Source organism: Legionella parisiensis, assembly GCF_001467945.1.
Classification (GTDB): Bacteria; Pseudomonadota; Gammaproteobacteria; order Legionellales; family Legionellaceae; genus Legionella; species Legionella parisiensis.
Genome location: NZ_LNYQ01000003.1, coordinates 1 through 23,813 on the forward strand (window position 1 = coordinate 1; position 23,813 = coordinate 23,813).

The following is a 23,813-nucleotide window of genomic DNA, read 5'->3' on the forward strand; positions in this document are numbered from 1 at the left end:
ATCTCGAACTCAGAAGTGAAACGAACCCGCGCCAATGATAGTGTGAGGTCTCCTCATGTGAAAGTAGGTCATCGCCAGGGTTTTATTCTTAGAAAGCGGCTCAAAAGCCGCTTTTTTTTTCGGCGTAACATAAGTGCTACAAAAACTATAAATGATACGCTGCCTTAGGTTTCTTTTTCTATGAGCATTTTGAATTGCGATAAGTTCTTGCCTTTTTTTTGATTTAGTTCTTATAGTTACTGTTATTCCTTGGAAAGTTTAATAATTGATTTTTATCTGACTTTAGTTTAAGTTAATTTTATTTAAGGATAGGTCGTAGTTTATGTTAGTCCAACGAATTTTGGATTTTATTCAAACTCTAGAAAGGGAAGACAAACTCATTACATGTGATGCAATGTTACGTGAATGTCTTTTTGATCGTTTTTCCAAACGAGTAGCACGTGATGATTTAACTTCTGATGATTTTTTTTATCTTCTTGCTTGCTATAAAAGTCGTTGGGAAGCAATTGTAGATCGTGATGATGATTACACACGTAATCCCTCGGCCATAAACCAACACTGGATCGATTTAGCCAAGGAATTTGCTCCATTAGTGAGGATTAATTATTTAAAAATTCTCATACCAACTTTGGTAAATGAAAAAGATTTAAATGATTTTTCATCGCTTGATGAAACTGTAAATCTCTTCAACTTTTATCTAGGTCATGGTGGGAAAACTTTATATAGAAAATTGAGCTTTTGTAAGCACCTAGAGAGCTGGCAATTTGAGCTGTCCACCTACAGAGCAGATAAAAAGCTGAGTGTTGTTACTGTAGATGAGTTGGCCCGTCTAAAATTATGTAAACAAACTTCACGAGAGGTAAGCGTAAATTCCGAATCATTCAAAAATTTTTGGGATCTTATGCGTAAAAAGGTTTTTGTTAAGTTACAAAATCGAGGGCATATGCCTATCGCTTTTTTACCTCATTTAGTAGAGTTAATTGAACAATACTACCTTATGCAAGCTAGCGGTTTAGAGTTTACACACTTCAAAAAAGAGATTAATAATCTTTTCCGTCGCTTATATGATTATAATTTAGCTGATGTAAATTATTTGTACGGTACAAAAATTAAATATAAAGAAGATGAACAGTATTTGTTAGATTTATTTATCGCGCTTCATACTGCAAATAATTATGAGGAGATAAATTATGAAGTTCAAATGCTAGGCAAATGGTTATTTCAATTTAATCCAGATTTGAAAGCTGCAAGTAAGGAATTAGCACCCGTTTACCAAGTTCTTGCCAAAGAAAGCCGAGAAGAACCATTCATTAAATCAGATGCTTTTGTCAATTGCTGCAAGTTGCTTGTTTCTCTCTTTACTACTCAATTTGAACTTTCGTTTTTTTTCACTCGGCAAACGCACAGTTTATGGGATAAAAAAAATAACGTTTTTCCAGAGGCATATGGCATTTTTACCGTTTTGCTGCCTCTCGTTGCAGCAAATAAGCCCAAAGCTTTGGAAGCCGCCTATGAAGAAATTATCCATGATATTATTATTCCAGCACGTAGAGATAATAGTTTTTATACATGGTTTACACGTTATAAACCGACAATTCAATGGTTGGAGCTTGTTCAAAATTGTAAATTAAACGAACTTGGTGTTCATTGGTTTGAGCCAGAATTGTTATTTAATGCATTACAGCTCTTCGATACAAAAAATCCGTCAGTGCAAATGCGTATTAATCATTTATTAGATGACATAATACAAACTTATGCTCAAAATCAAAATGAGCTCATGAAGCAGTTTCGTGTTAATATCTTATTTACTGAATTCCTCAATGGATTAAGCGAATACCACTCTAAGCGGTTATTAATTCTGATTAGATTATGTGATTTAGAAAGGGCAAAGTCACAATTTCTTAGTAATTGCACCAAACATATCAATGCCCAAATAGCGCAATTGTGTCAAAGCACTGAAAGTTCACCGTTATGTTTTTTCTCCCGTCCCCGTAATAAAGCAGACAGGGTCGATTTCTTTAAATTGCCCGAAAAAGCAAAAGATGTTGAATCAATAATTGTTGAGTATAAAACTAAATTATCTGAGCTTTCTATTGAGCCCGGAAATTCTGAGAATATAAGTACATACTTATTCAAACTAGGCCAACCTATTTTAACCGTAACACAAAAGGAAAAGGCTAAGAATAGCGGCAGACCTGTTCTTGATTATATAGGTCAATATACTTAACAATTTTACTTTCCTAAATAGAATTGAGATTGGTGAGTAGGCTATCATCTTACACCTTATAGTTTTTTACATCCTGGACTTAAATAGTCAGTATTTGGCTGCAGCAAGGTATTATTTAGTATACTGTGCACAAAGCTTGATAAAATTTTCATATCGTTTTTCTGAAATCAAGCCGTCATTTTTTGCCTTAATAATGGCACAATGTGGAGTGTCTTTGTGGGTGCAATTGCGAAACTTGCATTGTGACAAGTAGGGTCTAAACTCAGTATAACCGCGTACGATTTCAGCAGTATCTATATGCCATAAGCTAAACTCTCTTACACCAGGGGAATCAATTAATGCTCCACCGCTGGATAAATGGTAGTAGCAAGAATTGCTAGTAGTATGCCGACCTAATTCTGATATTTCAGAAAGATCATTAATTGAGATATTGTGTTCGTGAGGCAGAATGCTCGAAATAAGTGATGATTTACCTACCCCAGATTGCCCTACAAAAACACTGATTTGATGATTTAATCTATGTTTGAGTTGTTCTAAACCTTCAGGGTAGTTTTTATTCGTTAGTAGAATAGGATAATTAAGATTTCCATAGTCAAGAATTAATTGTTTTTTAAGCAGCTCACAGGGTAAATCGGTTTTATTTAATAAAATTATTGCCTGCAAGTTCAGTGTTTCTGCCATAACCAAATAGCTATCAAGCAATGGCCAGGATATTTCTGGTTTTGGTGCGATGACAACAATGAGTTGCGTGATATTAGCAGCAACAGGTTTTATTAGCCCTGAACTGGTCGGTTTTGCCAAGACACTGCTTCGTGGATATAAACTGACTACTACACCTTGATTAACGCCCTCTGCTTGCCAAATTACCCTGTCCCCTGCTACTACTTTTTCTAGATTGGGTCTGATGGAACAATGTATCTGCATGCCCTGATTATCTTCGATTATAACGTGCTTGCTAAAGCGAGTAATAACTAAGCCATCAGCGAGATCATCATGGTTTTTTTTAGTTTCATGATAATTTTGTTGAATTTTTTCAATACGTGCAGATTGTTGTTTACTAATACGTCTTTTACTCATGGTTCTAATCTATATTATAATTGTTAAGATACCCTTGGCTCAGAAAAAAAGCCAGAGCTAAATAATCATACAGTATGAAGGTAAATTAAATTTAATGAAAGTATACTTGGTTGGTGGTGCTGTTCGTGATCAATTATTAAATCTCCCAGTAAAAGAGCGCGATTGGGTTGTTGTTGGTTCTAGCCCGGATAAATTATTAGAAAAAGGATTCAGGAAAGTTGGTCGTGATTTCCCGGTTTTTTTGCATCCTAAGACCAATGAAGAATATGCTTTAGCACGAACCGAAAGAAAATCAGCCCCTGGATATTATGGTTTTTCCTGTGATTTTGATAAAACTGTAACTTTGGAAGAGGATTTAGTACGTCGTGATTTAACAATTAATGCAATGGCTCGTGATGAAGAGGGACAACTTATTGATCCTTATAATGGACTAAAGGATTTAGAGGCTAAGCTACTCCGTCATGTATCTCCAGCTTTCGTAGAAGATCCTGTCCGCGTACTGCGTATTGCTCGTTTCGCCGCACGCTTTCATCATTTGGGTTTTAAACTAGCTGATGAAACACGTTCATTGATGTATACCATGGTTCAACGGGGTGAATTGGCTCATTTGGTGGCTGAACGTGTCTGGCAAGAATGGCAAAAAAGTCTGGAGGAAAAAAATCCAGAACAATTTATTGTGACCTTACGGTCCTGTGATGCATTGCGTGTTATTTTGCCTGAGATTGATGCACTGTTTGGTATTCCTAATCCTTATCGTTACCATCATGAAGTAGATACGGGAGTTCATACTTTACTGGTTTTACACGCTGCAGTGACTTTAACTGCAGATCCTGTGATACGTTTTGCTGCATTAGTTCATGATTTAGGTAAGGCTTTATCACCAACAAACAATTGGCCAAGCCACCATGGTCATGAGGAACGAGGTGTTGCTATTATTGAGGCTTTGTGCTCTCGTTTACGGATTCCCAATAATTATCGTACCCTCGCAACTATGGTTTCACGATTTCATTTGAATATCCATCGTTTATCTGAGTTGCAAGCGAGTAATATTGTAAAAATTTTAGAACAATGCGATGCGTTCCGTCGCCCAGAACCCTTCTATAATATGTTGATTGCTTGTGAATCTGACGCAAAAGGTTGTGGTCGAGATATTGATTACCGGCAGGGTAAATTATGGAGTTACTTGCTCGCTGAGTGTGCTAAAGTGAATAGCCAAACGATTATTGCTGAAGGTTATAAGGATGAGGCAATTAAACAAGCCTTGCATCAAAGACGAGTAGCTTGTGTAGAACTGATACTAAACTCCTGGAAGACAAATGAAAAATAATCAAAATTTAATTTGGATAGATTTGGAAATGACAGGACTTGAGCCTGAAAAAGACAGGATCATCGAGCTTGCTACGGTGGTTACTGATCCGCATTTAAATATAATTGCTGAAGGCCCCGTTTTTGCTATTTCTCAACCTAAAGTATTACTGGATGGGATGGATTCCTGGAATACCAGACAGCATGGACAATCTGGTTTAGTCAATCGAGTTTTGCAAAGTCAAATTAGTGAGGCGCGAGCAGAGCAATTAACAATTGAATTTCTAAAGCAGTATTTGGATAAAGGTAAATCACCAATGTGCGGTAATAGTATATGCCAGGACAGACGATTTTTGTATAAATACATGCCGGATCTTGCTGCGTTTTTTCATTACCGGAATTTGGATGTGAGTACATTAAAAGAGCTGGCCATACGTTGGAGGCCTGAGTTGTTAAACGGGCTTGTGAAAGAATCAAAACACCTTGCATTAGATGATATTAAAGATTCTATTGCAGAATTGGTATATTATCGTCACCATTTTATAAATTTGCCGGATGTAACAAAATGACACAAAGAGAGCGATTAGAACTACCTAACAGTGCAGATAAATTGTTATTGCATTCATGCTGTGCACCCTGCTCTGGTGAGGTTATGGAAGCGCTTATCAGTTCAGAAATTAATTTCACTATCTTTTTTTATAATCCGAACATTCATCCTGTGCAAGAATATGAAATTAGAAAAAATGAAAATATTAATTTTGCACAAAAACATAATATCCCGTTTATCGATGCAGACTATGACAAAGATAATTGGTTTGCTCGGGCTAAGGGGTTGGAATGGGAGCCTGAGCGTGGTAAACGATGCACCATGTGTTTTGATATGCGTTTTGAACGTACAGCATTATATGCTCACGAACATGGTTTTCCTGTGATCAGCAGTTCTTTGGGAATTTCACGCTGGAAGGATATGAATCAAATTAATGATTGCGGCATTCGAGCTGCAAGTAAATATCCCGATCTAGAGTACTGGACTTATAATTGGCGCAAAAATGGGGGTTCAGAACGTATGTATGAAATTGCCAAGCGCGAAGAATTTTATAAACAGGAATATTGTGGATGTGTTTATTCTTTACGCGATACAAATGCTTGGCGTAAACAAAAAGAGCGTAATCGAATAAAAATTGGTATTAATTATTATTCTGAAGACCCAAAAGATGAGGGAGCGTTATGAGTTCGCACTCACATGGTGGTGGTTCACATCATCATCACCATCATGGGCAACAACATGCTGCTAACTATAATAAAGCGTTTATTATTTCCATAATAGCGAATGGTATTTTTGTATTCATACAAATTGTTTTTGCCTATTTATCTAATTCGACCAGTTTATTGGCAGATGCGTTTCACAATTTAGGTGATGTTTTAGGTTTGGTTTTAGCCTGGATTGCTACGGTGCTTATGAAGCGTGCACCTACCATGAAAGCGACTTATGGGTTAAAAAAAATATCCATTCTCTCAGCGTTGGCAAATGGGATTTTGTTAGTCTTTACTTGTGGAATTATTGCTACCGATGCAGTTTATAAATTATTTTCACCATCAGAAGTCCAGGCTTTATCCGTGATGGTCGTCGCAGGTATAGGTATTGTAATTAATTCAACTACCGCATTATTGTTTGCTCATGGTTCTGAGGACTTAAATATTAGAGGTGCTTATTTACATTTATTTTATGATGCTTTAGTTTCTGTTGGTGTGGTTGTGTCAGCGGCATTATTGTATTGGAGTGGTTGGCTTTGGATAGATCCTGTAGTTGGTTTGTTAATTGCGTTAATTATGCTCAAGGGTACCTGGACTTTATTCGCAGGAAGTTTCAGATTAATTATAGATGGAGTACCAGATAGTATTTCCTGGACGGCTGTGAGCGATTTTCTATTAAACAAATCGGGTGTAAAAGGATTTCATGATTTACATATTTGGGCACTGAGTACTCAGGAAAATGCGATGTCAGTCCATTTGCATATGCCTGATGAAGAGCTTTCTGATGCATTAAGGGCTGAATGGGTTGAACAATTACGTCATGAGTTTAATATCCAACATGTAACAATTCAAGTAGAAAAAACCAAAACAGATTGCAATGATGCCTGTCATCAACCAAAGTTCTTATAGATATGCATCGGACTGTTATGGACGGGCTTTTCAGCCCAGGTTACCTTGGGGGCCAGAGTATTTTCTTATGTTGGCACCACTAGCCGAGCATTAACATTGATATGGATTTAGGCTTCTTTGGCTATCAATTCTAACCCTTGCTTATAGCTTTTGCATGCAAGTGACTCTTCACCAAGCTTTTCATGCAATTGCCCTTGAATTTCGTAGGCTAAAGCGCTGGGTTCGATCTCATTTGATTTTTCAAGATAGTATTTGGCTTTACCCCATAGTTGTTGTTTCATACAAATTTGCCCTAGACATAAATAAAGTGCCGCTGAATGCGCATTTTTTTTGAGCAATCCTTCAGCAAAAGCCAGTTGCTTCTCATTAGAGGGCAATAGACTGTAAAGCCCGATAAGTTGAGAGTCAAGATCTTTGCGCAGAGCACGCTGCAGTAAATTACTTGCAGTAATATAGTCTCCTTTTTTTAATAAGAAACGTACATATTCTGCGATAATATTGGGCTCATTCGTTAAAGGTTTAGGGAGCGAATGAAAAAAAGTATCCACAACTTCTGGTTGATTTTGCTTTACCAGGTCAATCAGTCTTTGTAAATAAGCATTATATTGTAATAATTCAAATTCCTGTTGATTAAGAACCCGATGCTTTTTTAAATCAGGTAAAATAGTTATAAGTTGCGGCCAGTCTTTTACTTCTTGATAAAGCTGCATGATTAGTTTTAAAACGTAAGGATGGCGTGGTGCGATGTCATGTAAATGTTTCAAGGTCGCCAGGGCTTGTTCCCATTGATGATTTGCTAGTTGCAATTCTGCCTGGGTCAATTCAACAGCAATTTTAGCTTCTGGCATGGAGTGCTGTGCTTCACGCAAATAATCATCACGTAATTGATTGTCTCCCATTTTTTGAGCCGCACGCGCTGCTGTTAAATAATTGAGTAGCGGTGTATCGGTATTAGGCAATGCCTGAATCAAATGATTTTTTGCTTTTAACCAATATCCCTCACTGTATTCAATTAATCCTTTTCGGGTAATTGCTTGTGCTTTTTGAGCCAGTCTCTTCGAATGCCATCGAGATAATGTGCTTGGGGTATGCGAAATCTTTTGGCATAAGCGAAGTATAAAATACAAGACAATAAATGAAATAATAATACCAAAGACAGCTACCCAGACCGTAGTTTCAATGGTCCATTGGTTGATTGCAATTAATACATAGCCTGGATCTTTATTGAGTTGAATTCCAAAAGCTACAGCACCTAGTAAAATCAAAAAAGCAAAGAGAAGACGCATCATTATGGATTTCCTCCTTGTTCGCTATTTATGGATTGATTTGCTGAATATTTTTGAGTGTCAATCAATTCATTAATCATAGGGAGTACAGGGCCCATACTAGGTCTTTTTTGAGCTATATTTTTTTGTTGTAACTCAGTAAGTTTTTTGATTAGAGCGGCCGTCTTTGGCATATTCGCATTAAAGTTCATTTTAAGACTGTCAATTGCCTGTTTTAGAACCAGTTGATAAACAGAGGGTTCATTATTTAAAATTGCCCATTGTGCCTCTTGGAGATTGAGTCGGAGTTTTTCTTTAAGTATCGCTTCTAATGCGGGGGATAAAAGTGGTTTAATTTCCTGATCATGGCGCCGGATCACAACAAGTTTTTCCAGTATATTCACGCTGTTTTGTATGTGAGTGCGCCAAGTTAGTGAGTTACTTGTTGGCGTTGTTGAGTTTCCTGTTGAAGTTACATTTTCACTTATCGGTAACGGAATACTCAAATCATTAATGCTGTGTTGCGCTGCATCTAATTGACTAAGCAATCCAGCAATATCCACAGAGGGCAAGGCTTGGTTTTGTGCTATATCTTTAGCGATTGCTTGTCGAATTTCCAAAATTTTAGGGCCGTTTAATTGTTTTAAGAGTTGATCTGCTTGTTCTAACAATACTACTGTGGAGTCCACTCCATAACTCCAATGTGCATTGATTTGTGCTAACTCAAGGTAGTACCGTGCTTTGAGTAGGAGCCAGTCCTGGTTTTGATAGAACTTTTGGCTCATAGCATTTTGTAATTGTTTGCTTAAACTTTCAAATTTAGTTTGTAATTGTTTCTGTATTTCTTCAGCATTATTTGTTTTTGCATTGATCAGCTCTTGGGCTTGATCTTGTTTTTGTTCTAGTTGTTGCAGGTGCGTGGAAAAATTATTTTGCGCTTCACTTAATTGAGCGTGTAATTGTTTGTTCAGAAAAAGGGTATATGCAGCGATGCCAAGCGCTACGAAAGATACAATAATGCTTAATACAAATATTAGATATTTATTGTGACAGACAGGGGAATTACCTTTTGGTTTTGTCTTTTCACTAGGTGACGTGCTCACTGTCTTTTTTGTTTTTTGTATTTGTTCTTCTTTGCCACTTGACATAAGTTAATCCTTATTTACGTAGTCAAACAATGTATTCATTACCCGATTAGGAGTGCATACCCTAATATTTCTTATTTTCATAGAAGAGGCAATTTGGGCCAGCCGCTCACTAATTATTAGCCATTTTTTATCGCGAAGCCAATCATGGGCTTCTTTATCAAACAGTTTAAAAAGGTTATGCAAAGACTGTTCGCTTGTTAACAGTATAATGTCCACTAAATCATCGCGCCATATCGATTGAATAAATTGACGGTTTATTTGGGGGATAACCCTTTGATATACTTTGAGAATAATCAGGTTAGCTCCTCTTTGCATCAATTGTTCTTCAATGAGAGGTCTGCCTCCTTCCCCCTTAAAGAGTAGCATGTTTTGTTTTTCTGGTTGTTGTAATGTTTCTAATGCCAATAAATGTTCACTGTCAGGCATGTCAGGAATTGCATTCACGCGTATGCCGAATTTTTGCAGTGCAGTGGCACTACCCTCACCAATTGCAATGACTTGAATCGAAGATGGCCACTTAATGTGTTGCTGGTTTAATTGAGTGAAACAATAATGAACAGCATTTGCACTTATAAAAATGGCTTGATCTATTTTTTCTAAATCAGGTAATGAATTGATCCAATTACTTTTTGCTGCTTCAATTTTTAAAGTTGGAAGTTCAATTGCTACTCCTCCTGCTTCACGAATCCTTTGGCTCAACTGATGTGCTTGATCTTGTGGGCGAGTATTTAAAATGCATAAACCATGAAGTGAGCTATTCATCGGGGCACTGATGCAAGAAGGTTGGCTGCACCTTGTGCCAGCAAAGATTGAGCACAACGGTCAGCCATGCTGGTCGCCTGCTCTATTGGGCCGGTTTGCGTACTCGTGATGATTTTTGACCCATCAAGGGTTAAAATTTTCGCGTGCAAAGAAAGTTGTTTGTTCTCTATTGGAGCACAAAAAACTGCTAAAGGCACATGACAATTACCGCCAAGAAGAGCGTTAACCCTTCGCTCCGCGTGGACACAAATAGAAGATATGGAATCATTGAGTTCAGTAATGAGCGCTTGGATTTCGTGATCATCGCTTCTGCATTCGATTGCCAAGGCACCCTGACCGCACGCAGGAAGCATAATTTGTGCTGATAATTGTTCGGTTACGGCATCAGTAAATCCCATACGTTCAAGACCCGCAGCAGCAAGGATAATTGCCTGATATTCTCCTGATTTGAGTTTCTCGAGTCTCGTATTGATATTACCTCGTAAGGCTTTTACGTTTAAATCTGGTCTGTGAGCTAATAATTGCGATTGTCGTCTAAGGCTTGATGTACCAACAATAGATTGGGCAGGCAGTGTTTGCAAATCCTTGTATTGGTAACTGACAAAGACATCGAAAGGATTGTCTCTTTTACAGATCGCAACCAAACCCAGGCCTTCAGGAAATTCTGCGGGCATATCCTTTGAAGAATGGACGGCAAAATCAGCTCTTTTATCCAATAATGCTTCTTCTAATTCTTTTACAAATAATCCCTTGCCGCCAACAGCCAGAAGTTTATCTTTGAGGAATTTATCTCCAGAGGTACTCATGGGTAATAATTCAATTTGCAGGTTCGGCCATTTATTTAATAATAAATCTCGAACATGATTGGCTTGCCATAAGGCGAGTGGGCTTTGACGCGTTGCTATACGTAATGTTCTTGAGGCCATAGGATACCGCATTTTGCAAAGAATACAGTATCATACTATGTTCATTATAAGGATGCACGCACAGAAAGAGCGACAAAAATATCACCGAATCTCCCGGGTTATGGCGACGTTTTACCCAGGCTGCAGCACATAAATATTATTTACAGCTATCATAAAATGCATACGGTTTTTGTTTATAATAAGCCCAGTAACGGTCTCCATAAGACCAATGCCAGTATTCATTACGATAATTAATGAAACCAACAGCTTCTAAGACATGACTCATGATTTTGCGATTTTTCTTTGCCTCTTCAGTAATAATTTCTGAATCACTAAGAGAAAGAGAGCCATCTAAATCTTGCATCCAATCTTTAGGGTGAATTCCCATTTCAATGGCCTCTCCTTGCTCATCGATTAAATATACATCAATTGCCGCGCCCGTTGAGTGAGGGGGAATATTGGGTGAACCGTCCTGGTTAATTACTGGGGAAACCATACGGGTTGTTTCAGTGAAAATCTGTTCAGGGGACCATCCAGGATGCTTGTTCTTAACTTTCTCATAACGTATGTCAAAGAGCGATTTTTGTAATGTCAGACTCCGATAACTTTCATACAAACAAAAACGCAATCCTTTAGGTAACAAGAGTTGGGCTTGTTTTAATTTTTCATAAACCGATTGTCGCATTTTTGTGTAATCAGTATTGTTGGGTATCTCAGGAGAGGGACCATAGCTAATCTCTTGAAGACCAACTAAATCAATCATAGGCTCGTGATTATCAATCACCGGAATAGTGACTATTTTAGGATCTGCAATGAGCAAAATCGGGTCCAACTCAATGTAATCTGGCATTTCAAATCCTTATAACATATCTTATTTTTTTGTTATTGATGTGAAGAAATCTGCTGCATTTTTTTTGATTTCCTCATCGGTTAGATCTCGAGTATGCGTGGCAATCATCCAGGAATAGCCAAAAGGATCTTTAATTTGTCCGGCACGATCTCCCCAGAACATGTCAGATACAGGTATTGTTGTTTGGCCACCGGCAGATACTGCTTGTTGGAAAACCGAGTCTACGTCAGCAACATATATAAAAAATCTGATTGGTGAGTTGTCAAGTGTCTCAGCACTTTGGGAACAATTTTCACCTTCCATTTCATCAGCCAACATCATAATGGAGTTACCAATTTGGATGTGGGCATGCATAATGCCTTTTCCATCTAAAGATGGGAAAACCTGCAGTGCTTTTGCATTAAATGCTTTTTTATAAAACTCAATCGCTTTCGTACAATTTTTAAAAGTCAAAGTTGGAGTTACAGTGTGAAAGCCCTCAGGAATTGCTTGGATCATGTTTCATCTCCATAAATTAGAGCTAGAGGTACTATTATAGTTTGAAGATTGTCTTTATGGAAATAAGGGTTAGCACCCTATGAGCGGAAAGCCATATTTGAGCTCAGGTTGAACGAAAAATATGTGAATGGTGGATGCTCACATACTGATGTATGCTGTGTCGGTGCTTTAAAATCAAACTATTTTGGTTCACTCTAACGAATCTCAACAGACCCTGGTTTTTAATCTTGCTGGAAAAAAAATTCACTTCTAGGTATCATGTCAAATTATTATCATGCAGGGTAAAACGTATCTAATTTATTGAACTAAAAACAGCTCTTTACCTGCTTGCCGAGCTTTATGCATGGCATTCAGGGGAACTTTCATGAAGACTGGAGCTGGATTCCGCACATAAAGCGCGCGAAATATAGGATTTTGATTTTTATTATTACCCCATTGGATACGTTTACCTTGTATTATCATGAGGTGTCTGGGCATGAAGTGGCAGTTTTTGATATCATTGTTTTGTTGTTCACTTACGTTGTATGCAAGTGATGAATTGCAGCAACAAGAAATTCAATTAAGAATTCAACCAGTAGGAAAGGTTACTGTAGAGGGCCAGGCTCAAGTGGATAATAAAACAATGAGTGATACTGCGACAAAAACAGAGCCTGGACAAGAAACATATCAACAATATTGTATTGTGTGTCATCGGGATGGTCTGGCGGGGGCGCCAAAATTCAGAAATGATCAGGATTGGAAACCGCGTTTATCAGGGAGAGAATTAAATGATTTACTTGCTTCTTCAATTAAAGGTTTGAATGCTATGCCTTCAAAAGGAACATGTATTAAATGCAATGATGATGATCTTAAAGCGGCTATATCCTATATGTTGCCAAAATCATGAGAAAAATTACTTATAGAAAAATTCAAACTTTTAATGCAATGCTAACTTTGTTTGTATTGTTTGCGTCTTTTTATTTTCAATATGTGGTGGGTCTCACTCCGTGTCCTTTATGCATCATGCAGCGTGTCTGTGTTTTGTTGTTATTGGCTGTTATGGGGTTAAGCTTTCGAACATTAAAGAGGGCGCGTATAATTAGTGTGCTGCAAGTCATTATTGCTTGCGCCGGACTATATTTTGCTTTACGTCAACTATGGTTACAATCTTTACCAGAAGGTGAAGCGCCTGCTTGTATGCCAGGACTGGATATTCTAATTCGTTATTTTCCCTGGCAAACGGTAGTAAAGACTTTGTTTTGGGGAACAGCGGATTGTGCTGAAGTCAGTTGGCAAATGTTAGGAATCTCTATGCCGGGATGGTGTGCTTTGTACTTCTTATTCATGGTTCTCACGGGATGTTTTTTGTTTTGGAACACTCGAAAAAGTGTGCTTCATGATGATAGTTTATGATCCCCTAGTGCTGTTTAGCCTGCAACCATTTTGCTGTTGTCCAGACCACAAGTATTTAAATTGTTGTTGATGTATTGAATTGCAGATTTTTCCCCACAGTGCCTTCGTGTTCTTGCGCTGCTTGGGATAAATGAGACAGGGACTGATTTTTTTCTGGATGAGCGAAACGAAGCATCTGATTTTTAAACTGTGTGATGCGAGCAGCTGATTCTGGTGATTGAGGTAATCTGATTTTCTGCAATAGTTCCAATAATACGAGGCGTGGTTGATGGCAGACAATCAACATATCACAACCGGCATTAAGCGCTTCTTCTGCGCGAGTCATTAAATTGCCTATATCGGCACCTGTCATACTCAGACAATCGCTTAAAACTAAACCTTTAAATTCCAATTCATAGCGTAAAATCTCTTGTAGCCAAATTGTTGAAAAACCAGCAGGTTTATTTGCATCAATTGTTTTGTAAGTTACGTGGGCGGGCATCACTGCGCTGAGTAAACCTTTCTGGATAAGCTCGCTAAAAGGTTTCAAATCTTTAATTTTCAATTCATCAATTGAGACAAGAGAAACTGGCATGGCAGTATGTGAATCAGTACAAACTGAACCATGGCCGGGAAAATGTTTGGCAACCGCAGGCATCCCAGCGGCATTCATGCCTTCAATAAAAGCGCTTGCTAAAGCAATAATGACATCAGGATTATGGTGAAAAGCGCGATCCAAACGTGCAATGACAGGACTTCTATCATGGAGATCAAGGACTGGAGCAAGACTTAAATCAATACCAAACGCCAATAGATCTTTAGCCATAATTTCGCCATATTTTCTCGCAAGGCGGATACCCACTTCCGGGCTTAGATCATACACATCGCCATAGACGCGGAGAGCAGGCAGGGCGCGAAATCCCTGGCGCAAAAAACGTTGCACAAAACCACCTTCATGGTCGGTCGTTATAAAAATACCAGGATTGATTTCGCGGATTTCATGAATTAAATGTTCCAGCTGTTGTGGACTTGTAAAGTTACGTGTGAAAAGAATCACGGAGCCGACATTAGGATGTTTTACGATTTCCCGTTCAAGTTCTGAAAGTTCAGTATTTTCTATGTCAATCATGAATAAATGAGAATTTGAACTGGGCATATATGTGTATCCTTTTTAGAGTTTGGATGAATAAGACCATGCTTCCTCGGGTTTTGCGGATAATATCATAGATTATATTTCTTTCGAAACCCTGCACTATTCTGACGCCTTACCCTCGAACACGAGTTGTCGCGAGAGTGGGGCGTAAGTATCAAGAGACTGCTCATAATGATTGCAGGTACACTCCAATTCTTCTTCTTGCACTTTGCACACTGCTGCGAGTTGAGAGAGAAGTCTATTGATTCATGATTAACATGACTAGTGCTGGTAATCTGAGTTTGACTTAGCTATCATCGGCTTTTTTGAACTCTTTTTAGCAGATGAAAACCTTTTCTTGTGACGTGTTGCATAAACACACAGCTACCCAGGCACGGGTGACTCGTGTCACCACTGCTCATGGTGAATTTATTACCCCAGTTTTTATGCCGGTTGGCACACGTGCCGGTGTAAATAATATGACCCCTGCAGAATTGCGTGATGCACACAGTCAAATCATTTTAGGGGGTAATACTTACCATATGTTGTGTGCCCCAGGCATGGAAGTTATCGAAAAAGCAGGCGGTATGCATCCTTTTATGGGATGGCACGGCCCTATGTTAACCGATAGTGGCGGCTTTCAAGTTTTCAGTTTATCCAAGAATAAAGAAATCTGTACTATTGATGAGGAGGGGGCACATTTTAGATTGCCAGGCAGTGGGCGATTAATTCATATGACACCGGAAATGTCTTTGGAAACCCAAAAGATTATTGGAGCCGATATTATTATGGCTTTTGATCAGTGCACCCCAGATAGTTGTACTAAAGATGAAGTAAATCATATCATGACGCGTACGCATCGTTGGTTAAAACAATCCATGCAATACCATCAACAATACCCCAATTCGCGATATGGTTATGAGCAAGCGCTTTTCGGCATTATTCAAGGGGGGACTTTTCAAGATTTACGTCGTGAAAGTGCGGATTTTGTGTCTTCCATGAATACTGAAGGCATTGCGATTGGTGGTGAAACCATCGGTTTCGATATGAAAACCACAGTTGAAGTTATCCGGTGGGTTCGTAATTATCTACCAGAAAATAAGCCGCGGTATACCATGGGCGTTGGAATGTCGCCCCAAGACCTTTTAGATGTAGTTGCCGAAGGAATTGATATGTTCGATTGTGTTGCTCCTACACGTAATGCACGGCATGGTTCTTTATATTGCGGTGAGTTGATTCGGGAAGGCAACTGGTTACGTTTTGCCAGTGAGCATGAGAATGAACGAATTCAAATAAAAAAATCATGCTTTGCTGATGATATGTCACCAATTATGACACATTGTTCTTGTTATACTTGCCTTAATTATTCACGGTCTTATTTACATCAGTTAGCAAAACAAAAAACAAATTTATTTACAGCATTAGCAAGTATTCATAATGTTCATGTAATGCACGATGTTTGTGATAAAATGCGTGAGTTGATAATGAGTGAACGTTCGAACTAAAAGGCAACTCATGCCATTTACGTCGCATAACGAGTATTATCCTATAAAAAGCAAAGGCTTTTTATATTAAGATCCATCAATTAATTTAAAAATGACAGGAGATATAATGGTTGTAATTAGCACATCTAAAGGTGATATTCATCTACAGTTAGATACAGAAAATACTCCGACTACAGCAGAAAATTTTCTTAATTATGTGCGCAGTGGTTTCTATAATAATACAATTTTCCATCGTGTTATTGCCGGTTTTATGATTCAAGGCGGTGGGCTTGATTCAGATATGAAACAAAAATCGCCCAACGAACCGATTAAGAATGAAGCAAAGAATGCGAAGCCAAATAAACGAGGTACTATTGCAATGGCACGAACCATGGATCCGCATTCTGCAACGGCACAATTTTTTATTAACGTTGCTGATAATGCATTTTTAAATTACAGCGGTGAGCACATGCAAGGATATGGATATTGTGTATTTGGTGAAGTGGTTGAAGGTATGGATGTTGTAGATGCTATTGCTAAAGTAAAAACTACACAAAGCATGGGACATGCTGATGTACCCGTTGAGGAAGTGAGTATTCTCGAAGTTAAAGAAGTATAAGCGTGATTCATAGCCTGGTTGCTTGCAACCAGGAATGCTATTTCCTCACTAATTTCAAACCGGTGCTCAATCTAACTTTCTTCCAGGCTGCGACTAAAATTTCCTTTTACGTTTTTTGATACTTTCCGAATAGTCAAATATCGGTATTTCAATGTGGAAAAAAATAGCTAAAAGGCGTGCGGTAAAAATACTGATTAGGGTGATTATCACATTAATATTTTCCGAAACATGGAAATAGTCGAGTGTGATAAATAGCACTGCGCCAGCTAAAGCAATGACTGCATAGAGCTCCTTTCTTAATACAAGTGGTATATCATTGCATAAAATATCTCGTAACATCCCACCACAAATACCCGTGATCATCCCACTAATCACTGCGATGCTTGGTGATAAACCATGATTTAGGGCTTTTTGAGTGCCAATGATCACAAAAGTAGATAGTCCCAGAGCATCAAGGATTAAAAATATTTTCATGATTCGAATCAGGGAATGTGCAATAAATATGGTAAGGAATGCAAATAATGAGGTGTAAAGTAAGTATTCAGGATGGATAACCCAGGTCAGCGGGTAGGTGTTAAATAGAGCGTCTCGTACAGTACCGCCACCTAATGCAGCAATGCAGGCAATCAGCATGACCCCAAAAAAATCCATTTTTTTGCGGCCGGCAGCGAGTGCGCCAGTGACCGCTTCAACACAAATACCTATGATGAAAAGACAGTGGAGTAACATACAAACTCAGTGTGTTATTAAAATGCAATAATACCACTATTAGGTCAATGGTGAAATATATTGTTAGGCGACGTTAATTTTTGAGAGAAGAGTTTCTACTCTATGATTCCTAAACCGGACGAGTTGGTATTATGTTCCATGTGGATAACTAAAATGTTTCACTGTAGACAAAGCCAGGTCAATGATTTTTTTAGATTGTTCTTCATCTGCATTAATTAAGCTGACATCATTGATTAATTCCATTAAAAAATTGGGTATCTCCTGCTCCAGCAGCGTTCCGTTGTATAGGCATGATGCCCTGGTGAAAATATAGTGAAGCAGATTTTTATTAATTGATATATTTTGGGGAGTAATTCCCTGGTCATTATGGGAGTCTCCAAATAATAACCATCCTGGTGAAACATGAATTTTTACTGCAATTTCTCTTAATTTAACGGGGTCGGGAATAGCCTCTCCGCGGAGATACTTACGACAAATTTGTACGGAGTAGCCTGTAATTTCCGAGAGTTTATGGATGCAGACACCAGAAGTGGAGCGTTGCGAATTAAATCCAGCCGCAATCATTGCACCACGTAAGCGGTCAGCGAACTGTTCTGCCAGGTTGACTTTTTCCATGATGATACAAGCAAAGTTTTAAGGATATGAAGTATAACAAATCGACAAGAATTATGCAAAAAATAGATTTTTGGAAACAATAAGTTTCTATTGGAGACTTATTGTTGACTTTGGAAACTAAAGAAGTATAATGTCGACCGAACCCTAAAGGAAAAGGGTTTCTACTTGCCTTTAATAAGGGTAACTTGTGATATAGGATGGAGCACATATCACATATAGTACAGTCCAATAAAAGAAAAAGTGGCATACACATAGCGGTAACCTCGCAATATCATGGCTTGAATGGTTCCCCTCTATTCGAGCCTTTCTTCACAGTCAAAAGAGAGCCTAAAAGCTTATTAGGCTCATTTCCAATATTCTGAGCCAAATTGCTGTGCTTTTAGAGTCCCTAAACGGAGCATACATGAAGTATATGAGTATTGGGGTGCTTAAAAAATCGCAGCATTTTGGCCAGGAAGTAGAATTGTAAAAAGCCACCCTTATGATACAGTTGAACATATCGAGATGGATATTAGCAATTTGCTGAAGAGTGCTAAATACAAATATAGGTTGTTCCAAACGAGCCCTTGACTGAAGTAATTCAAGTCTAGGAGTGCTGTTTCATCTTTGAAGCTCACGAAGAAAGTTATTGAAGATTCAGTTACTGGTTATATTTATATTTTAAATTATGTGGATTTTCTCTATTATTCGAATAAATAGGTAGCTTGAAAAAGATAATGCTGTGATTACTTAAGACGGCTTAATTAGTACATGTCCATTTTTTTGCTCTGCAAAATAGATATTTTGTTGTGTTTCTATTGAGATGAGGATGGTATGCAAATTTTGCTTAGGATTAGCCTTTAAATGCAACAAGGGATTGTGAATATGATGGACATTTTTATCTTTAGAAACTTAGCCAGGTATCGAAAATGCTGGCTTATGCTATCTCTATCAGGTGTTCTCACGGCTATTTTGTTGTGTTTTTCTATATCACTCTATGCCGTGTCATTATCTATCCCTCAAATTCCACTCGTGATAGCTAGTCCAACCCATCCCCAGGTACTGATCCTGATAGGAAACTCTCAATCGATGGATGGTAACTTTAGCGGCGCGATAATGACCGGTTCAGGGTCATTAACAAGCAACCTAAATTCCCTTTACAATTCAAGCTCACCTGTTAATTATCAAGTTCCAGCGGGTTTTACTCCACCAGTGCAAGGTCCTGATGCCAATGGATTCGCTCCTTATACCGTCACTCTGAACGGAAATAAAGTGGATAATAGCCCCAGTCGATTAAATATAGCCAAAGCTTCGGTCGAAGCGATCATTGAACAGTATATACCTTCAACGGATTTTGCCTTGGCAACCTACAGTACGAGTAGTATCAGTGTTTTTAGTACATGGGTGTATTACATGTCGCCCCAAGGCAGTAATTTTGTATTTACAAATACTCCAATCGTTGGTAATCGATATGTCACAAATCCTTGCTATAACTACAGCTCTGCATCAACTACGGTTGCGAGCAACTGCACATCCCTCGCTGCGCTCTATGGTACCAATGTAGTATCTTCAAGTCAGTACATGCAAATTGGAAATTCTAGTGACGATCCGGTTATTAATGATGTGCTTTATAGTTCAGGTGGCCTCCCTGGGGTATTTGTGAGTTATAATGGTCCAACACCTTCTAACCCATATCCTCCTAATTATACCCTATCCAATTATAATCAAGGGAATATCAGAATGAGCTACGCCAATACAAGACCTTCTATTGGCAACTTCGCTACATCGCCTACGAATGCTGGATTTGTACCTTTTTCACCGCAGGTAATGTATGTGCTGCGAGGTTTTGCATATTACAGTAACAATTCGTTTAATACGGGCAATGTACTGGTCAACATGAAGACGGCCGGAATAAATCCAACTCCCGCAAGTGTTGCTAATGCACTGAATGCTTTTCTGCCTTTTTTACAACCTGAAACCAATACGACATCTACCACTGAAATAAAAGCATCAGCTACCCAATCTCCACTTGGAGGGATGTTAACCAGGGCTAGAAGCTTTATGAAGACTGTAGGAACAACGAGTGGTGATTGTCCCCAAAAAAAATATATTATTCTAATTTCAGATGGATTGCCGACTCAGGATCTCCAGGGAAGATATTGGCCGCCATTAGGGACTGCAGCAGCAGAAGGATACGGGGTCACTGCGACATTCAATGTGGACGGAACGCTCAATAGCACTAATGATCGAGCTTTATCCGATGCGATTGATCAAGTAGTTAGTCTGAGAGATGATGGTGTTACCACATTTGTTATAGGTTTGGGAGCAGGTGTTGACCCTACAGTTAACCCTCAAGCGGCAGCAACTCTAAAGGCTTTTGCAGTAACAGGCGGCACAGTGGATTATTATCCTGCGGCAAATCCAGAGCAACTGGTAAATAGTTTTAATTCGATTCTGGCAAATATTCAAAATGGATCGTTTTCAACTTCAGCAGCGACTGTCAGTTCAACTCGTATCGATACGAGCACTGTAGAACACCAAGCTAACTTTACTACCCGAGATACTCCTTATGAAGATTGGACTGGAAATCTGTTAGCGATAAAACTTGATCCAGATACTGGCACACCAACAAGTACGGTCCTATGGTCAGCCCAATCCCAACTTGACTCTCTAGTGGTTGGAGCAGGGTGGTCAGCAAACCGAAAAATAGCCACTTGGGATCCTGTGGCCAACGTTGGTGTTCCCTTTAGATGGACAAACATTAATGCAACCCAACAAGCGCAATTACAGCCTTACGATCTATTCGGGGAACAGCGATTGGAGTATATACGGGGCAATACCTCATTAGAAAAAAGAAATGGGGGAACATTCCGCAACCGCTCTCATGTGCTGGGGGATATAGTTGACAGCCAGGTCATATACGTTGCCGCACCTCAAGCCCCTTATTTAACAACCAGTTATATCGATTTTGCAAAAACAAACGTTAATCGGCAACCCACCCTTTATGTGGGAGCAAACGATGGAATGCTCCATGCGTTTAATGCGAGTACGGGGCAAGAACTCTTCAGCTTCATTCCTAATAATGTATTTAGTAATCTCTATCAGCTTAGTTCTACCCTTTATAATCAAAACCACTTATTCTATGTCAACGGCTCACCAGAAAGTGCCGATGTACAATTCACCGATGGATCCTGGCACACTATTCTCGTGGGAGGAGAAAATGCGGGGGGGCAAAGCATCTATGCACTTGATGTAACTAGCCCCACAAGTCTGGCGACTGAAACTGCACTGGCAAAGGCTGTCTTATGGGAATATACTGATGCGGATTTAGGACTCACTTTCAGTATTCCCAAAGTGGGGCAAATAGCAAAAACAAGTTCTTCCTCCTTAAATTTTGCTGTCTTTTTTGGTAATGGGTATAACAGCGCGAACAATACGTCGGTACTTTATGCAATCAATCCGCAAACAGGATCAGTAATTCGAAAAATAGATCTTTGTGCCGCTGTGCCTTCGGCCTGTAATGTTAATTTACCTCAAGGATTATCGACAGTTGCATTAGCTCAAAGAGACGGATTGCAAGGAGAACCTGTTACAGCCGTCTATGCTGGTGACATACAAGGTAACCTTTGGGCCGTTGATGTTTCATCTAGTGATCCTGCCAATTGGAGTCCTCGAGTCCTGTTTCAAGCAAGGGATTCAACCGGTGTAGCTCAGCCTATAACTACAGCCCCTATAGTGACTTTAAATCCGAATTATCCACGCTACCAAGGTCCGTTTGTCCTCTTTGGCACGGGGCAACTTCTGACAACATCTGATTTGGCTAATGCTCAAACTCAAACACTTTATGGGATATGGGATAAACCGCTGTCTTCAGCAACCTTTACTCGTACTAATCTTCAGCAGCAAACTTTAGCGGTGGTTAATGCATCTACTTCTGGTTTATCCACAGACATTATTACCGCGACGGCTAACACCATAAACTGGATTAACAAAGTAGGGTGGTTTGCTGATTTGCCTGTAGCAGGCCAAAGAATAATCGGTAGCCCCGAACTGATTAACGGAGCATTTATTACGACGTTAAATACCCCCCCCCTTGACTCATGTGGATTTGGGTTCTCATCCATGCTTTTAGAATTGAATTTCTTGAATGGAGGCGCTTTCCAGTATGCCCGATTTGATCTAAGTGGCGACAATGCTTTTAATGCTTCTGATCAATACGCTGGGGTTTATCCTGTAGGTATTGGTTTGGGAAATAGTTACGCGAATTCACCAACGATTTTAGGACCTGATAAAAATAACAATCTAGTGATTCTAATCACACAATCTGATAGAACACAAAAGACGATTATTGCACCTAACCTTGTGCGAAGAAAAACGGGTTGGTGGCAAATTAAATAGAGGATATAACTACAATGAAAGATCCCCGTGAACAAATTAAGCTTGGGGCATTGGAGAAGAGGTGGCTTCATTCTCCTGTAAGTCTGGTCCTCGTGGACAATATGAACGCCTGTTGGTATGGATAAAAAATAAGTTTTGATTTTCCTTTAAATGTCTTTGAGTAGATTAACCAATAAATTAATGGAGTCGGCGAGGATTATTTGTTCTTTTTCATCCAAAGAACGAAGATTCTCATTAAGGCGATTATGTAAAAGGTAGGGGGCAGCACGAACAAAATTTTTTCCCTTTTCAGTGATATCAATATAGATAATACGACGGTCTTTACAGTCTCGTGTGCGAAGAAGAAATTCTTTTTCCTCCAACCGATCGATCACGCCCACTAAGGTGCTCATGGATAAATACACTTTTTTAGATAAGCTAGAGATAGTCATAATTCCATTTTCATAAATTTCATATAAACATGCGATTTGCGGTATAGTTAAACCATAACATTTATTTAAGCGTCTGGAATGAAAATCCATTTGCTGCATGATTTTGCGCAAGGCAAGAATAATGCTTTTAGAACGCAGTTCAGATTGTGTTTGCAGATCAATTTTTTGATCTACGTGATTCTTGTCGATAGTGCTCATGAATGGTCTTATAAAAATTCAAGGTTGAAATCGGATGCTTTAACTATTAGTATCTGAAATGATTTGTGTACGAATTATTTCATCAGATATGAATGTTTAAGGTATATTTATTGTACATCACTATTAAATCTAACTGTATAGAGCTCCTCAAAAATATCCGAAGAGGAGACTTTCCCATACTATCTCCAATAATAATAATAATAATAATAAGAAGAAGAAGGATTAACTATGCAAAGTCAACTCAACGAATCCTTATCAACACAAGATCCAGATACTACTCAACCATTATTAGCCTCAGAAGATGAAATTCTTTTTAACAGTAATGGAATATTAACTTTGGGTGTAGAAATAGAACTGCAACTCATCGATGCTGAAACCTACAATTTATGCTCTCGAGCAGAAGATGTTTTAAATGCTGTGTCTCATCTTGAGAAAATCAAACAGGAATTCTATTTAAGTACCATCGAAGTTAATACATCCAAATGCAGTTTGGTGCAAGAAGTTGAAGAAGATCTTTATGCAACACTTGTTGCTCTTCAGCATGTTACGAAAAAAATGGACATTTTACTGGCAACAACTGGTTCTCACCCATTTTCTAAATATTCGGATTGGGAAGTTTCTCCTACGACGCGTTATCAGGAGTTAATTGATCGTAAT

22 protein-coding genes and 1 rRNA gene are annotated in these 23,813 nt (G+C 38.7%); 12 read left to right on the forward strand and 11 right to left on the reverse strand.

Translation table 11 applies throughout. The features are described 5' to 3' along the window. Together rrf and Lpar_RS00925 are read left to right on the forward strand one after the other, a co-directional pair. A 5S ribosomal RNA gene (rrf, locus tag Lpar_RS19730) occupies positions 1–80 on the forward strand; the annotation flags it as partial. A 242-nt stretch (positions 81–322) separates the two neighbouring features. Next, positions 323–2,227 (forward strand): hypothetical protein, encoded by a 1,905-nt coding sequence (locus Lpar_RS00925; RefSeq protein WP_058516132.1) that lies wholly within the window; start codon positions 323–325, stop codon positions 2,225–2,227. A 111-nt stretch (positions 2,228–2,338) separates the two neighbouring features. Here Lpar_RS00925 and rsgA read toward each other — a convergent pair whose 3' ends face one another. Continuing rightward, complete coding sequence (rsgA, locus tag Lpar_RS00930) at positions 2,339–3,304, reverse strand: small ribosomal subunit biogenesis GTPase RsgA (RefSeq protein ID WP_058516133.1); 966 nt, start codon at positions 3,302–3,304, stop codon at positions 2,339–2,341. A gap of 94 nt (positions 3,305–3,398) precedes the next feature. Between rsgA and Lpar_RS00935 the strand changes: the two genes are divergently transcribed. Genes Lpar_RS00935 through Lpar_RS00950 form a run of 4 tightly spaced genes read left to right on the forward strand, consistent with a single transcriptional unit; the run spans position 3,399 to position 6,772 of the window. Beyond that, entirely contained in the window at positions 3,399–4,631 is a 1,233-nt protein-coding gene (locus Lpar_RS00935; RefSeq protein ID WP_058516134.1) for a multifunctional CCA addition/repair protein, read from the forward strand. Beyond that, positions 4,621–5,178, forward strand: a complete 558-nt coding sequence (gene orn, locus Lpar_RS00940) for an oligoribonuclease (RefSeq protein ID WP_058516135.1) — start codon at positions 4,621–4,623, stop codon at positions 5,176–5,178. The genes Lpar_RS00935 and orn overlap by 11 nt, the downstream gene beginning before the upstream one ends. Next, positions 5,175–5,840, forward strand: coding sequence for an epoxyqueuosine reductase QueH (locus Lpar_RS00945; protein ID WP_058516136.1), 666 nt, complete (start codon positions 5,175–5,177; stop codon positions 5,838–5,840). Before orn ends, Lpar_RS00945 begins: the two co-directional genes overlap by 4 nt. Further along, on the forward strand, positions 5,837–6,772 hold the full coding sequence (locus Lpar_RS00950; protein ID WP_058516137.1) for a cation diffusion facilitator family transporter: 936 nt from the start codon (positions 5,837–5,839) through the stop codon (positions 6,770–6,772). Before Lpar_RS00945 ends, Lpar_RS00950 begins: the two co-directional genes overlap by 4 nt. 107 nt (positions 6,773–6,879) lie before the next feature. Here Lpar_RS00950 and Lpar_RS00955 read toward each other — a convergent pair whose 3' ends face one another. The 6 genes from Lpar_RS00955 to Lpar_RS00980 form a co-directional block, all read right to left on the reverse strand. Continuing rightward, positions 6,880–8,061, reverse strand: a complete 1,182-nt coding sequence (locus tag Lpar_RS00955) for a heme biosynthesis HemY N-terminal domain-containing protein (protein ID WP_058516138.1) — start codon at positions 8,059–8,061, stop codon at positions 6,880–6,882. Further along, entirely contained in the window at positions 8,061–9,185 is a 1,125-nt protein-coding gene (locus tag Lpar_RS00960) for a uroporphyrinogen-III C-methyltransferase (RefSeq protein WP_058516139.1), read from the reverse strand. The genes Lpar_RS00955 and Lpar_RS00960 overlap by 1 nt, the downstream gene beginning before the upstream one ends. Positions 9,186–9,188: 3 nt before the next feature. After that, entirely contained in the window at positions 9,189–9,947 is a 759-nt protein-coding gene (locus Lpar_RS00965; protein WP_058516140.1) for a uroporphyrinogen-III synthase, read from the reverse strand. Continuing rightward, on the reverse strand, positions 9,944–10,873 hold the full coding sequence (hemC, locus tag Lpar_RS00970) for a hydroxymethylbilane synthase (RefSeq protein WP_058516141.1): 930 nt from the start codon (positions 10,871–10,873) through the stop codon (positions 9,944–9,946). The genes Lpar_RS00965 and hemC overlap by 4 nt, the downstream gene beginning before the upstream one ends. A 136-nt stretch (positions 10,874–11,009) precedes the next feature. Next, the gene (locus Lpar_RS00975) at positions 11,010–11,702 is read right to left on the reverse strand and encodes a M15 family metallopeptidase (RefSeq protein WP_058516142.1); all 693 of its coding nucleotides are present in this window, start codon (positions 11,700–11,702) and stop codon (positions 11,010–11,012) included. A 21-nt stretch (positions 11,703–11,723) separates the two neighbouring features. Continuing rightward, positions 11,724–12,200, reverse strand: coding sequence for a VOC family protein (locus tag Lpar_RS00980; protein ID WP_058516143.1), 477 nt, complete (start codon positions 12,198–12,200; stop codon positions 11,724–11,726). A 475-nt stretch (positions 12,201–12,675) separates the two neighbouring features. On the opposite strand from Lpar_RS00980, the gene Lpar_RS00990 reads away from it, so the two are divergent. Beyond that, positions 12,676–13,086 (forward strand): c-type cytochrome, encoded by a 411-nt coding sequence (locus Lpar_RS00990; protein ID WP_058516145.1) that lies wholly within the window; start codon positions 12,676–12,678, stop codon positions 13,084–13,086. Next, positions 13,083–13,592, forward strand: a complete 510-nt coding sequence (locus Lpar_RS00995; RefSeq protein ID WP_058516146.1) for a disulfide bond formation protein B — start codon at positions 13,083–13,085, stop codon at positions 13,590–13,592. The genes Lpar_RS00990 and Lpar_RS00995 overlap by 4 nt, the downstream gene beginning before the upstream one ends. Before the next feature lie 55 nt (positions 13,593–13,647). Here the strand turns inward: Lpar_RS00995 and nagZ are convergent, their stop codons facing one another. Further along, on the reverse strand, positions 13,648–14,727 hold the full coding sequence (gene nagZ, locus Lpar_RS01000; protein WP_058516147.1) for a beta-N-acetylhexosaminidase: 1,080 nt from the start codon (positions 14,725–14,727) through the stop codon (positions 13,648–13,650). A 320-nt stretch (positions 14,728–15,047) separates the two neighbouring features. Here nagZ and tgt point away from each other — a divergent pair, with 320 nt between their 5' ends. Beyond that, positions 15,048–16,208 carry a tRNA guanosine(34) transglycosylase Tgt gene (gene tgt / locus Lpar_RS01005; RefSeq protein ID WP_058516148.1) on the forward strand — a complete coding sequence of 387 codons (1,161 nt, stop codon included), beginning with the start codon at positions 15,048–15,050 and terminating at the stop codon, positions 16,206–16,208. 106 nt (positions 16,209–16,314) lie between these two features. Continuing rightward, the gene (locus Lpar_RS01010) at positions 16,315–16,806 is read left to right on the forward strand and encodes a peptidylprolyl isomerase (RefSeq protein WP_058516149.1); all 492 of its coding nucleotides are present in this window, start codon (positions 16,315–16,317) and stop codon (positions 16,804–16,806) included. Between the two features lie 93 nt (positions 16,807–16,899). Here Lpar_RS01010 and Lpar_RS01015 read toward each other — a convergent pair whose 3' ends face one another. Continuing rightward, the gene (locus Lpar_RS01015) at positions 16,900–17,535 is read right to left on the reverse strand and encodes a trimeric intracellular cation channel family protein (protein ID WP_058516150.1); all 636 of its coding nucleotides are present in this window, start codon (positions 17,533–17,535) and stop codon (positions 16,900–16,902) included. Between the two features lie 129 nt (positions 17,536–17,664). Then, on the reverse strand, positions 17,665–18,150 hold the full coding sequence (locus tag Lpar_RS01020; protein ID WP_058516151.1) for a helix-turn-helix domain-containing protein: 486 nt from the start codon (positions 18,148–18,150) through the stop codon (positions 17,665–17,667). Between the two features lie 918 nt (positions 18,151–19,068). Between Lpar_RS01020 and Lpar_RS01025 the strand changes: the two genes are divergently transcribed. Continuing rightward, a complete protein-coding gene (locus Lpar_RS01025) occupies positions 19,069–22,527 on the forward strand; it encodes a PilC/PilY family type IV pilus protein (RefSeq protein ID WP_058516153.1) in 3,459 nt (1,152 codons plus the stop codon). 146 nt (positions 22,528–22,673) lie between these two features. On the opposite strand, the gene Lpar_RS01030 is transcribed toward Lpar_RS01025, so the two are convergent. Then, positions 22,674–23,156: a MarR family winged helix-turn-helix transcriptional regulator gene (locus tag Lpar_RS01030; protein ID WP_058516152.1), complete on the reverse strand. Its 483-nt coding sequence runs from the start codon at positions 23,154–23,156 to the stop codon at positions 22,674–22,676. Between the two features lie 228 nt (positions 23,157–23,384). Here Lpar_RS01030 and Lpar_RS01035 point away from each other — a divergent pair. Beyond that, a partial coding sequence (locus Lpar_RS01035) for a glutamate-cysteine ligase family protein (RefSeq protein ID WP_237759322.1) occupies positions 23,385–23,813 on the forward strand: 429 nt, incomplete at its 3' end.